Here is a 13,093-nt window from a genome sequence, read left to right as displayed (position 1 = left end):
TTTATGCTGCTTCTTTCTTCTATCTAGTTTTCAAGGAACAATCAGACTTGGTGGAGCCTAGCGGGATCGAACCGCTGACCTCCTGCGTGCAAAGCAGGCGCTCTCCCAGCTGAGCTAAGGCCCCTTCATTTCTATTGGGTTTTCACATGGTGGGCCTGAATGGACTTGAACCATCGACCTCACGCTTATCAGGCGTGCGCTCTAACCAGCTGAGCTACAGGCCCCCACCAGGAAGGATTGATCCTTCAAAACTGAACAAAACGAAAGCGTTCCTTCATATATCCTTAGAAAGGAGGTGATCCAGCCGCACCTTCCGATACGGCTACCTTGTTACGACTTCACCCCAATCATCTGCCCCACCTTCGGCGGCTGGCTCCCGTAAGGGTTACCTCACCGACTTCGGGTGTTGCAAACTCTCGTGGTGTGACGGGCGGTGTGTACAAGGCCCGGGAACGTATTCACCGCGGCATGCTGATCCGCGATTACTAGCGATTCCGGCTTCATGCAGGCGAGTTGCAGCCTGCAATCCGAACTGAGAATGGTTTTTTGGGATTGGCTCCACCTCGCGGTTTCGCGACCCTTTGTACCATCCATTGTAGCACGTGTGTAGCCCAGGTCATAAGGGGCATGATGATTTGACGTCATCCCCACCTTCCTCCGGTTTGTCACCGGCAGTCACCTTAGAGTGCCCAACTGAATGCTGGCAACTAAGGTCAAGGGTTGCGCTCGTTGCGGGACTTAACCCAACATCTCACGACACGAGCTGACGACAACCATGCACCACCTGTCACTCCGTCCCCCGAAGGGGAACCCTCTATCTCTAGAGGTAGCGAAGGATGTCAAGACCTGGTAAGGTTCTTCGCGTTGCTTCGAATTAAACCACATGCTCCACCGCTTGTGCGGGCCCCCGTCAATTCCTTTGAGTTTCAGCCTTGCGGCCGTACTCCCCAGGCGGAGTGCTTAATGCGTTAGCTGCAGCACTAAAGGGTGGAAGCCCTCTAACACTTAGCACTCATCGTTTACGGCGTGGACTACCAGGGTATCTAATCCTGTTCGCTCCCCACGCTTTCGCGCCTCAGCGTCAGTTACAGACCAGAGAGCCGCCTTCGCCACTGGTGTTCCTCCACATCTCTACGCATTTCACCGCTACACGTGGAATTCCGCTCTCCTCTTCTGCACTCAAGTCTCCCAGTTTCCAATGACCCTCCACGGTTGAGCCGTGGGCTTTCACATCAGACTTAAGAGACCGCCTGCGCGCGCTTTACGCCCAATAATTCCGGACAACGCTTGCCACCTACGTATTACCGCGGCTGCTGGCACGTAGTTAGCCGTGGCTTTCTGGTCAGGTACCGTCAAGGTACCGCCCTGTTCGAACGGTACTTGTTCTTCCCTGACAACAGAGCTTTACGATCCGAAGACCTTCTTCGCTCACGCGGCGTTGCTCCGTCAGACTTTCGTCCATTGCGGAAGATTCCCTACTGCTGCCTCCCGTAGGAGTCTGGGCCGTGTCTCAGTCCCAGTGTGGCCGATCACCCTCTCAGGTCGGCTACGCATCGTCGCCTTGGTGAGCCGTTACCTCACCAACTAGCTAATGCGCCGCGGGCCCATCTGCAAGCGGCAGCTTGCGCCGCCTTTCAACCTTCCTTCATGCGAAGGAAGATATTATCCGGTATTAGCCCCGGTTTCCCGGAGTTATCCCCGTCTTGCAGGCAGGTTGCCCACGTGTTACTCACCCGTCCGCCGCTAACTTTCAAAAAGCAAGCTTCTTGAAAGTCCGCTCGACTTGCATGTATTAGGCACGCCGCCAGCGTTCGTCCTGAGCCAGGATCAAACTCTCCAAAAAGAAATTTGACTTGGCTTGTTTCTATCGAAACATTGGTTTACGCTTCGTTTTGTTCAGTTTTCAAAGATCAATTAAGCGACTTTTATATATTATCACATTCAAATTAGTGAGTCAATATTTTTTTAAAAGAAAAAACATGACCAAAAAACTTTCCGCTAGATATAATAACAATGATCTTGAAAGATTTCAACCCCTATTTTCGTATAATGTCTGTTTTTGTTTTTTCAAAAGTATAGTTTAAAACAATAGTTAAACTCCTATTTTCAATGAACTGCGAAACAGCTCGAATTTCAATCATCAATTAAATGAAATTTGATTAAAATAACATAAAAGAATATAGGCCTCCGTGATTGAGCTTTAAACTCTTTTAAAGAACCTTATCAATGACCAAATCTCTTTTAGCCGCCATGTCAATCACTTCGTTTGTACCCTCTATTTTAATAATCGGTCTTGTTTTTTCATTGTCATTTACAAATAGAACCGTTGCGATCCTTTGATCCATCAGCTGGATTCTTGTGCCAATCGATAGACGAGCGAAAACACTTAAAAGAGCATTAACAACTTGAATATCAAATTGTCCGAACAAATCATGACGAATCGTTTCGAGCACTTTAAATAACGGTTGTTTTTTCTCATGAACTCTTTCTGAAACCATATGATGAAAAAGATCCGCAATACCTACTATTTGTGAAAGTAAATGGATTCTCTTACCTTTTTCACCTAGAGGATAACCGCTTCCATCTAGTCTTTCATGATGCTGGAGAATGCTAAGCTTCGTTTCCGTCCTCAATAGATTAATGTTTTTGACCATATTATAGCTATGCATGACATGCTGCTTAATGTCATTATATTGAGAAAATAATTGTTTGTCCGGCTTCAAAAGAGTACCATTGATTTTAGCCATGCCGCAATCCGCTAATAAACCCGCCAGTCCCACTTGAATGGACGTCCCATTTCCAAGCTTCATTTCTTGGGCTAAGGAACTGCTGATCATGCCTACAGATACTGCATGATGAAATAAATATTTCTCTTTTGTCGTATAATCAAGAATTTCAATCAATTTATCTTTTTGAAATTCGATCGTTTTTATTAAAGGCAGAATAATCTTTCTTACAGCATTTATGTCAATTCCCAATCCGGACTGCCATTTTTTGAATTCTCTTTCGTACGACACTACCCCATTCATATACAAATCAAAAAGGTTTGTTTGCTTATTCGTATTTTTTTCAAATTCTTGCGTTCGAACGGCTGACACTGGCGATTGATTTTTGGATTTAGTGAATGAATTCTTCCGTTCCTTGCCTTTTACATCGACAGATGATATGGAAAAGGCTTTCAGAATCTCGATATGCTCATCTGTTAGTACTGTATTTTTAGGAATAATAGGGTAGCCCGAAAGACCTAAAACATCGCTGTTTAAAGTCAGACCCGCTTCCAGCTCTTCCACTATTACCTCCATTAAGAATCCCTCCATCATTATCTATTACCAATTTACCAAAAAAACTCCAAAATGAGGAGGGAATTAAAAAAATATTGCAAAAAATTATTAAATTTTTCCATTCATTTCTAATCAATCAAAAATAGTTCTTTTTTTAATCCCAGTATCAAGGAATTTATACAAAAGAAAAAGGTCTATCTTCTCTTTCTTCAATCGAGAGAGAAGATACACCATTTTTAAGACCACCTAATGAACATATATAAATCGATTAGCTTATATGTTTCCTCACATCATTACAGTTAGCGGAAAATTTAATGAAGTGTCCTGAAGAAGAAATTTGACCTATTCTTCCGTTTCTTGATCTTCTTCTTTGTCGCTTTCTTCTTTTTCAACAACGGCTACGGTGGCGACATATTCATCTTCGTCAAGGCGAATTAATTTTACTCCTTGTGCATTTCTTCCCGTTCGAGAAATGTCTTGAACATCCATCCTAATTAAAACACCACCAGCAGTCATGAGCATGATGTCTTCTTCACCAGAAATCGTTTTTATAGCGACAAGAGGACCGTTTTTCGGAGTGATTCTGCAAGTGCGCAATCCTTTTCCTCCGCGCCCTTGAATTCGATATTCAGCTTCATGCGTTCGTTTTCCATAACCGTTTCGAGTAACGATCAGAACTTCTTCGCCATCATGCAGCAATTCCATTCCAATAACTTCATCGTCATCATCCAACGTAATTCCTTTCACACCAGTAGAAGTTCTACCCATCGACCGAACTTCCGTTTCTTTAAACCGAATCATCATGCCGTTCTTTGTTCCAATGACAATATCTTGGTTTCCATCTGTCAATTTAACCGAAATGAGTTCGTCATTTTCCCTTAATGTCAAAGCAATCAAGCCGTTCGTACGAATATGAGCATACTCTCTCAGCGGCGTTCGTTTTGTAATCCCATGCTTGGTCGTAAAGACTAAATACCAATTTTCATGATATTCTTCCACGGCTATCATGGTATTAATCCATTCATCTTTCTCAATTCCAAGCACATTGATGATTGGAATTCCCTTTGCGGTTCTTCCTAATTCCGGTATCTCATACCCTTTCGTTTTATACACTTTTCCTTTGTTAGTGAAAAATAAAATCGTGTCATGGGTCGACGTCGTAATGAGATGTTCCACAAAATCATTTTCGTTCGTTCCCATGCCTTGAATGCCTCTGCCGCCGCGCTTTTGGCTTTTGTAAGTAGAAAGTGGAAGGCGTTTAATATAACCGTTATGAGTGAGCGAAATCACGATATTTTCCTCGGGAATCAGGTCTTCATCTTCAATTTCGTCGACTCCGCTATCCATGATCGCTGTACGGCGTTTATCATTAAAACGTTCTTTAATTTCTAAAAGTTCGTCGCGGATAATTTGCAGTACTTTCTCTTCATCGGCAAGAATTGCTTTTAGTTCAGCGATCAAACGAATCAAATTTTGATATTCTTCTTCAATTTTTTCCCGTTCCAAACCTGTCAACCGCTGCAGCCTCATATCAAGAATGGCTTGGGCTTGTTTTTCGGTCAAAGAAAAACGTTGCATTAAGCCTTGCCGGGCAATATCCGTTGTTTGAGAGGAGCGGATAAGATTAATAATTTCATCAATATGATCGAGTGCAATGCGCAATCCTTCCAGAATATGTGCACGCGCTTCTGCTTTTCGCAAATCAAATTCCGTTCTTCTGCGAATGACAACTTTTTGGTGCTCGAGATAATAATGCAGGCATTGCTTCAAGTTCAATACTTTAGGTTGACCGTCTACAAGCGCCAACAAATTGATGCCAAAACTTGTTTGCAAAGCTGTATGTTTATATAAATTATTAAGCAATACATTGGCATTGGCATCTTTGCGCACTTCGATGACAATTCTCATACCGCGACGGTCTGATTCATCTCTTAAATCCGTAATGCCATCTATTCTTTTATCACGAGCGAGTTCTGCGATTTTTTCAATTAATTTGGCTTTATTGACTTGATAAGGAATTTCAGTGATGATAATGGCTTCTTTTCCGTTGGATTTTGTTTCAATTTCCGCTTTCGCCCGTAGTGTAATCGACCCTCTGCCGGTTTCATACGCTCTACGAATGCCTCTTCTTCCCATAATAAGTCCTGCTGTTGGGAAATCAGGCCCCGGAATGTACTCCATTAACTCTGAAATCGTAATGTCCGGGTTTTTGCTTAATGCTAAAATGCCATCAATGACTTCTCCCAACTGATGAGGCGGGATATTGGTTGCCATTCCAACCGCAATTCCTGATGATCCGTTTACAAGCAGGTTGGGGAATCGGGATGGTAACACTTCAGGCTCTTTTTCAGATCCTTCATAGTTATCTTTATAGTCAATCGTGTCTTTATTTATGTCCCTTAATAATTCCATCGAAATTTTGGACATACGGGCTTCCGTATAACGCATAGCGGCAGCGGGATCACCGTCAATGGAACCGAAATTTCCATGTCCGTCCACAAGCATATAGCGGTAGCTGAAATCTTGAGCCATACGGACCATCGTTTCATAAACGGCGGCATCACCGTGAGGATGGTACTTCCCAATGACTTCGCCGACAATACGAGCCGATTTTTTATATGCTTTATCCGGCGTCATTCCAAGATCGTTCATCGCGTATAAAATACGGCGATGCACCGGCTTAAGACCATCGCGGACATCGGGGATAGCACGGGAGACGATGACGCTCATGGCATAATCAAGAAAGGAAGAACGCATTTCCTGGCTGATATTCACTTCTTGTACTCTAGAACTAGGCATATCTGCCATTTATTAAGAACCTCCTTCATACACACAGTTCCCGGCGTATCAGCCGTAAGAATCTGTTTTCTTTACGAAGGCAGGATAGACTTTTCATCTATCCTGCTGTATTAAACATCTAGATTTTTTACGTGCAAAGCATTTTCTTCAATAAATTGTCTGCGCGGTTCTACTTTGTCTCCCATCAGCATTTCAAATGTTTCGTCAGCTTCTATGGCATCTTCCAAACTAACTTGAAGCATTGCTCTTTTTTCAGGATCCATTGTTGTTTCCCATAATTGTTCCGGATTCATTTCCCCTAAACCTTTATAACGTTGAATGCCTGGTTTTGGACTTTCTGGAAGACTGGATAAAATTTCGTCCAATTGCCGATCATTATATGCATACTCAATTCGCTTTCCTTGAGAAACTTTATATAAAGGAGGCTGTGCTATATAAACATAGCCCGCTTCAATGATTTGGCGCATATAACGATAAAAAAAGGTTAATAATAACGTACGGATATGAGCACCGTCTACATCGGCATCCGTCATGATGACCACCTTATGGTAGCGGGCTTTTGAAATATCGAATTCTTCCCCGATTCCGGTGCCTAAAGCGGTAATGATCATTCTGATCTCATTGTTGGATAAAATTTTATCCAACCGCGCTTTTTCCACGTTCAAAATTTTTCCTCTCAAAGGCAAAATGGCTTGGAAATGACGATCGCGGCCTTGCTTGGCAGATCCTCCTGCCGAGTCCCCTTCCACAATAAACAATTCGCTGATGGATGGATCGCGTGAAGAACAGTCGGCAAGTTTTCCCGGTAAACTGGAAACTTCCAATGCACTTTTTCTTCTTGTCAATTCACGTGCTTTTTTAGCTGCCAGCCGCGCTCTCGCCGCCATCAATCCTTTTTCTACGATTTTTCTGGCCACGGATGGGTTTTCAAGTAGGTAGGTTTCAAAATGCTCAGAGAAAAGAGCGTCCGTAACGGTGCGAGCTTCTGAATTTCCTAATTTTGTTTTCGTTTGACCTTCAAATTGAGGATTTGGATGTTTAATGGAAACAATGGCGGTCAGCCCTTCTCTGACATCTTCTCCTGATAAATTTTGATCCGAATCTTTTATCAGTCCGTTTTTGCGGGCATAATCATTGATTACTCGAGTCAAGGCTGTTTTAAAACCAGATTCATGAGTTCCGCCTTCATACGTATGAATGTTGTTGGCAAATGAATAAATATTGCTGGAAAAACCTTCGTTGTATTGCAAGGCAATTTCTACTTGAATATCATCTTTTAAACCTTCAACATAAATGGGTTCTTCATGAAGTACTTCCTTGGTACGATTTAAATGAGCGACATAAGACTTGATTCCGCCTTCGTAATGATATTCATTTTTTCTTTTTTGCCCTTCACGGCGATCTTCGATGGTAATCTTGATATTCCGGTTTAAAAAAGCAAGTTCACGAATTCTTGTCGCTAATACGTCATAATCAAACACGGTGGTTTCCGTAAAAATTTCCGGGTCTGGCTTAAAATGAACGGTTGTTCCCGTTCGATCGGTATGACCGATCGTTTTCAAATCTTCTACTGGGACACCGCGCCGGTATTTTTGATAATAAATATTGCCATCCCGATGGACAAACACTTCCAGTTCAGTGGATAAGGCATTAACAACGGAAGCACCAACTCCGTGAAGGCCCCCGGATACTTTATACCCACCTCCGCCGAATTTCCCGCCGGCATGAAGAACGGTCATAATGACTTCTACTGCCGGACGGCCCATTTTTTCTTGAATGTCCACTGGGATACCGCGGCCGTTGTCAATCACCGTTATACTGTTGTCTTCTTCAACAATGACATTGATTTCACTGCAATATCCGGCAAGTGCTTCGTCAATACTATTATCAACGATTTCCCAGACTAAGTGGTGAAGACCTTTGCTGCTTGTTGATCCAATATACATACCAGGTCGTTTTCTTACAGCTTCCAGACCTTCTAATACCTGGATTTGGCTAGCATCATACGATTGAGAATTTTGTTCGTTCTTATCTATCGCCAAATTCAATCACCTGCTCTTTCTTCAATGCCTTTTCCTGCTTTCACTGCTCGTACAGCCCCGTCAAAAAACGGGGAAATAACCGCAAAAGCCCGACACAACATAAGCGGGCATCCAATGTTGATTTATATAAACGATCTAAAGATCTGTATACTTCGCATAAATGAGCCGGGTCGAGTGGATCAGGAGGAAATTTCTCCATTTCATCGGAAGTCGGAAGTTTGTTGAACATACCTTTCCGGACAGCAAATCCCGAATCCGTTCTTGTTAAGGAAATTAAAAATTAAAAACTGAATGACCATTTATGCGGGTTAAATGTTTTTTCAGAGTACCTGAGGCAAACGGTGAAAAATAGATTTGCTCCGTTGTAATGACGATCGATTTACAGTCAGGAGGCAAAACCGATGATTCCGGGATCTTCCCCGTTCTATTCCAATACTGCAAAAGGCTGGGAATATCCGAACCTTTTCGATCCAAAATGGCCACAATATCTTTTGCATGTATTATGCAATCATCTCCTACATGCAAATACATTCTTTTAACCTCCATCTTGTTTTGACACCCTGCCGGCCACCACATGAAAAGTATCTGCTTCTTTCAACGTTTGATGATGAATGCCGTCTGTACTAGTTGTAGTGACAAATGTCTGAACTTTTTCGCGAATGGTGTTCAGCAAATGCGACTGTCTAAAATCGTCCAATTCCGATAAAACGTCATCCAAAAGCAGCACAGGGTATTCGCCGATTTCCGAGCAAATTAACTCAATTTCCGCCAATTTTACAGAAAGAGCTGTCGTTCTTTGCTGTCCTTGCGATCCAAAGGTATGAACGTTTTTTCCATTCACCATAAAAACCAATTCATCCCGGTGAGGGCCTATCAACGTGACCCCGCGCTCAATCTCCCGCTCCTTTTGAGAAGAAATTTTTTCTTCGAATACTTCTACCATTTTTGACCAATCGTCATCTTCTAATACATCGATAGACGGACGATAATCGATTTTTAATTTTTCAAGTCCTCTGGAGATTCCGGAATGAATCGGCTGAGCCCATTCTTCTAAAAGCCGGATAAACTCAAAACGTTTTTGAACAATCTTTACCGCTAACGTAATTAACTGTTCATTCAAAACTTCCAGCATCGTTTTGTCGTGCTGCTTATTAGCCTGCAGCTGTTTTAAATAATGATTTCTTTGCTGTAAAACTTTTTGATATTGACTAATATCATGTAAATAGACAGGAGAGATTTGTCCGATCTCCATATCAATAAAACGGCGTCTAACTTGCGGGCTTCCTTTGACTAAATGAAGATCCTCAGGAGCAAACATCACGACATTCAAATTTCCAACATATTGACTTAATCTTTGCTGCTCAATATGATTGGATTTCGCTTTTTTCCCTTTTTTTGAAATCGTTAATTCTAATGGAATCGAGGTATGCCGTTTTTCCACTCTACCTTCTATTTTAGCATACTCTTCATCCCAGCGAATCAAATCTTTATCGTTTGACGTGCGATGGGATTTAGCCATCGCCAATACATAAATCGCTTCGAGTACATTTGTTTTTCCTTGGGCATTTTCCCCGAGTATCACATTCACCTTATTGTCAAAAGTTAATTGCAAAGATTCGTAATTTCTAAAATTTTCCAATACCAGCTCTTTCATGTACATTTACGCGACACCCTTTTTAAGTTCGTGTAATGACAAATTCACCGACGGAAGGAATGACAACGGTATCGCCTGGTTTTAATTTTTTCCCTCTCCGTTGGTCCAGTTCTCCGTTTATATACACTTCGTTTTCACTCAAAAACCATTTAGCCATTCCACCCGTAGAAATCACATTGATCAATTTTAAAAATTGTCCAAGAGTAATGGTGTCTGTATCGATAAAAACCTTTTCTGCCATTCGTGCTCACTGCTTTCCGATTTTAGTATCTAAAATTTAATTTTACTAAAATAATCAGGTAAATTCAAAATCATACTTGTCTCAAAACACCCAAATCCAAGAATGGAATTAAATAGAGATGGCCGCAACTGATTTTCTCTTTCGATCATCCAATAAAAAACTGACCCTTTTAAAGGCCTGCCTTCGCCATAAAATCCACTATAGAAGGAAGAACCTTAAGAGTCAGATACCAGCAAATAGTGAAAACTCTGTATCAAAACCTTTAAACATTTTGTTTGCAGTGATTTAATCTCAAGCCACCCTATAGCATAATGCTTTAAACAAAGATCCGTCTTGCGGTAATCGTTGAGGCACCGCAAAGCGGACAGCTTTCAAATGGATCGAAAACAGTTTAATTACGAAATTAATACGTTCTCACCGGCAAAATAAGCTGCAAAATTGAGTCATCCATAATAGGTCTTATCACAAAGGGGCGCATAGCTCCCGTAAATTGAATACGAATTTCGGTGCCTTCCAACGCTTTTAAAGCATCCATCATATATTTGGCGCTAAATGAGATTTTTAGCTCTTCCCCTTCAATTCGCTGGCTTTTTACCAATTCAATGACCTTCCCGATTTCAGGAGAATTAGAAGAAATTTCAATTTCATTTTGTTCTACGGTGGATAGCTTGACAACATTATTTCGTCCTTCTCTTGCAAGGAGAGAAGCGCGGTCAATAGCTTGCAAAAACTCTTTTGTATTTAATTCAATGGTGGTTTTGCTTTCGGTAGGAATCAGTCTAGATGTATCCGGATAATTCCCTTCCAGCAATCTTGAAAAGAATAAAATATGTTTCATTTTGAATAAAACTTGATTCTCCGTAAACACAATTTCTACTGGATCCGATAAATCATCTAAAATTTTGCTTAATTCGCTTAAACTTTTTCCCGGGATCACCACGCTGTATGCTTCTTCAAATTCAGTTTCTACAGCCGCTTTTCTCAGCGCAAGCCTATGGCTATCCGTGGCTACGCAAATAAGTTCATTTCCTTCCACTTTCCAGTTGACACCTGTCAAGATTGGACGTGTTTCTGACGTGGACACTGCAAAAACAGTTTGCCGAATAATGGTTTTCATTAAATCCGCCGGCAATTGAAAGACTTTACCATCTTCGATTTGCGGCAAATGCGGGTATTCATCAGGATCCAATCCGTTTAAATTGAACTCCGCTTGCCCTGACCGTATGACAGTTTGGTAATTGCTTTTATTGGTGACTTCAATTTCCACTGTGTCGAGCGGCAGCTTTTTGACGATTTCACTGAAAAATTTAGCTTGTAGAACAACAGCACCGCTTTCTTGTATAGTCGCTATTTGATCATCTTCTTCTACCGTAGGAATAAAAGATTCAATGGAAATGTCGGAATCGCTCCCTGTTAAAGAAACTCCTCTGTGATCGGCTACAATTTTTATACCAGTTAATATGGGGATTGTTGTTCGTGAGGAAACTGCTTTCATTACATCTTGAACACTTTGAACAAGACGGTCTTTTTGAATGACGAATTTCATTTTAATAGCCTCCATGAGAATAATTTTTTGTTAAAAACATATATATTTTTTATTTAAAAAAATCGTAGTAGTAATAGTAGTGCCTGTGGATATGTGGATAAACTTGTTAATTACACGAAAACACAGCCTATCCACATGTGGACAGACTGTGGCTAGCCTTGGTCATGTTATTCACAGTATTCCCTTTTACGATTTCAATTTATTTTCAATTTCCGCAATACTTCTCTTCAATTGTTCATCCGTTTGCAGCAGCTTCGAAATTTTCTCATGCGCATGAATAACCGTTGTATGGTCACGGCCCCCAAACTCTTCCCCGATTTTAGGCAGCGAGGAATCTGTCAGTTCCCTTGACAAATACATAGCAATTTGCCTTGGAAACGCGATGGACTTTGTTCGTTTTTTCGCTTTAAAGTCTTCTATTTTTACATTGTAGTGTTCACCTACAACACGTTGAATTTCTTGAATGGTAATTACTTTTGGCTTGGAACTTGGAATAATATCCTTTAATGCTTCCGCTGCCAGATCGGCATTTATGTCTTTATTGATAAGGGAAGAATAGGCAACAACACGAATAAGAGCTCCTTCCAGCTCCCGAATATTTGTATCTATTTGATTGGCTATATAAAGCATGGCTTCATTAGGGATGTCCAAACCTTCTGCTTTCGCTTTTTTGCGGAGGATGGCAATTCTTGTCTCCAAATCAGGCGGGGTGATATCCGTAATTAATCCCCACTCAAAACGCGATCGCAGCCGATCCTCCAAAGTTGGAATTTCTTTAGGAGGACGGTCACTGGAGATGACAATTTGTTTGCTTTCCTCATGCAGCGTATTAAAGGTATGGAAAAATTCTTCTTGTGTTTGTTCTTTTTTTGCTAAAAATTGAATATCATCAATTAAAAGAACGTCGACATTTCGATATTTATTGCGAAATTCATCGGATTTGTTATCGCGAATCGAATTAATAAATTCATTGGTGAATTTTTCGGATGTTATATAAAGAACTTTCGCTGAAGGATTATGCTCTTGAACATAATGTCCGATCGCATGCATAAGGTGGGTTTTTCCCAATCCAACTCCCCCATAGATAAACAAAGGATTGTATGCTTTAGCAGGTGCTTCGGCCACTGCTAAAGAAGCGGCATGGGCAAAACGGTTTCCGGATCCAATGACAAAAGTGTCAAATGTGTACTTTGGATTCAGCATACTATGAGGAAAGTCATACTCATCATCTTTAGGTTGGACTTTTTTGGGAACGGGAATGTCATAATCCTTTTCTTCCTGATTTTGAGGGATGATAAATTTTATTTCTAGTTCTTCACCAATCAATTCATAGATAACTCCCGCAATTAGCTGCGAATAACGCCCTTCGAGCCAATCTCTGGCAAATTCATTGGGAGCGGTGATGATTAATGTGTCGCCTTGAAGCGCATGAGCTTTGGTAGACTTTAGCCATGTTTCGAAGCTTGGCTTGCTGATTTTTTTTTCAATACTGGCAAGCGCCTTATTCCACAAATCCTCGATATTCTCCAT

8 protein-coding genes, 2 tRNA genes and 1 rRNA gene are annotated in these 13,093 nt (G+C 41.4%); all 11 read right to left on the bottom strand.

The window, feature by feature from the left end; translation table 11 throughout:
• Window positions 1–48 precede the first annotated feature (48 nt).
• A tRNA-Ala gene (locus N1I87_RS00055) sits at window positions 49–124 on the bottom strand.
• Window positions 125–147: 23 nt separating this feature from the next.
• Window positions 148–224 (bottom strand) — tRNA-Ile (locus tag N1I87_RS00050).
• Between the two features lie 64 nt (window positions 225–288).
• Window positions 289–1,843, bottom strand: a 16S ribosomal RNA gene (locus N1I87_RS00045).
• A 367-nt stretch (window positions 1,844–2,210) separates the two neighbouring features.
• Entirely contained in the window at window positions 2,211–3,302 is a 1,092-nt protein-coding gene (locus N1I87_RS00040) for an HD-GYP domain-containing protein (protein ID WP_341100151.1), read from the bottom strand.
• Window positions 3,303–3,623: 321 nt separating this feature from the next.
• Window positions 3,624–6,089 carry a DNA gyrase subunit A gene (gene gyrA, locus N1I87_RS00035; protein ID WP_341100149.1) on the bottom strand — a complete coding sequence of 822 codons (2,466 nt, stop codon included), beginning with the start codon at window positions 6,087–6,089 and terminating at the stop codon, window positions 3,624–3,626.
• Between the two features lie 101 nt (window positions 6,090–6,190).
• Window positions 6,191–8,116 (bottom strand): DNA topoisomerase (ATP-hydrolyzing) subunit B, encoded by a 1,926-nt coding sequence (gene gyrB / locus N1I87_RS00030; protein WP_040341093.1) that lies wholly within the window; start codon window positions 8,114–8,116, stop codon window positions 6,191–6,193.
• A 279-nt stretch (window positions 8,117–8,395) separates the two neighbouring features.
• On the bottom strand, window positions 8,396–8,653 hold the full coding sequence (gene remB / locus N1I87_RS00025; protein ID WP_270583201.1) for an extracellular matrix regulator RemB: 258 nt from the start codon (window positions 8,651–8,653) through the stop codon (window positions 8,396–8,398).
• A gap of 4 nt (window positions 8,654–8,657) precedes the next feature.
• Window positions 8,658–9,782: a DNA replication/repair protein RecF gene (gene recF, locus N1I87_RS00020; protein WP_340397326.1), complete on the bottom strand. Its 1,125-nt coding sequence runs from the start codon at window positions 9,780–9,782 to the stop codon at window positions 8,658–8,660.
• A 16-nt stretch (window positions 9,783–9,798) separates the two neighbouring features.
• The gene (gene yaaA / locus N1I87_RS00015) at window positions 9,799–10,017 is read right to left on the bottom strand and encodes a S4 domain-containing protein YaaA (protein ID WP_003353420.1); all 219 of its coding nucleotides are present in this window, start codon (window positions 10,015–10,017) and stop codon (window positions 9,799–9,801) included.
• A 403-nt stretch (window positions 10,018–10,420) separates the two neighbouring features.
• Window positions 10,421–11,563 carry a DNA polymerase III subunit beta gene (gene dnaN / locus N1I87_RS00010; protein WP_341100147.1) on the bottom strand — a complete coding sequence of 381 codons (1,143 nt, stop codon included), beginning with the start codon at window positions 11,561–11,563 and terminating at the stop codon, window positions 10,421–10,423.
• Window positions 11,564–11,749: 186 nt separating this feature from the next.
• Window positions 11,750–13,093: chromosomal replication initiator protein DnaA (gene dnaA / locus N1I87_RS00005; RefSeq protein ID WP_270583198.1), on the bottom strand; the 1,344-nt coding region annotated here is incomplete at its 5' end.

It is taken from the genome of Bacillus sp. FSL W8-0102 (genome assembly GCF_038007225.1).
In the GTDB taxonomy this organism is placed as follows: Bacteria; Bacillota; Bacilli; order Bacillales; family DSM-4216; genus Bacillus_O; species Bacillus_O smithii.
Note: the sequence above shows the minus strand (reverse complement) of the source record. Positions and strands in the feature narration are given on the sequence as shown.

Excerpts from the sequence above, each read along its gene's own strand:
- N1I87_RS00040 (WP_341100151.1), bottom strand. The coding sequence starts at position 3,302 with ATGGAGGTAATAGTGGAAGAGCTGGAAGCGGGTCTGACTTTAAACAGC.
- gyrA (WP_341100149.1), bottom strand. The coding sequence starts at position 6,089 with ATGGCAGATATGCCTAGTTCTAGAGTACAAGAAGTGAATATCAGCCAG.
- remB (WP_270583201.1), bottom strand. The coding sequence starts at position 8,653 with ATGTATTTGCATGTAGGAGATGATTGCATAATACATGCAAAAGATATT.
- recF (WP_340397326.1), bottom strand. The coding sequence starts at position 9,782 with ATGTACATGAAAGAGCTGGTATTGGAAAATTTTAGAAATTACGAATCT.
- yaaA (WP_003353420.1), bottom strand. The coding sequence starts at position 10,017 with ATGGCAGAAAAGGTTTTTATCGATACAGACACCATTACTCTTGGACAA.
- dnaN (WP_341100147.1), bottom strand. The coding sequence starts at position 11,563 with ATGAAATTCGTCATTCAAAAAGACCGTCTTGTTCAAAGTGTTCAAGAT.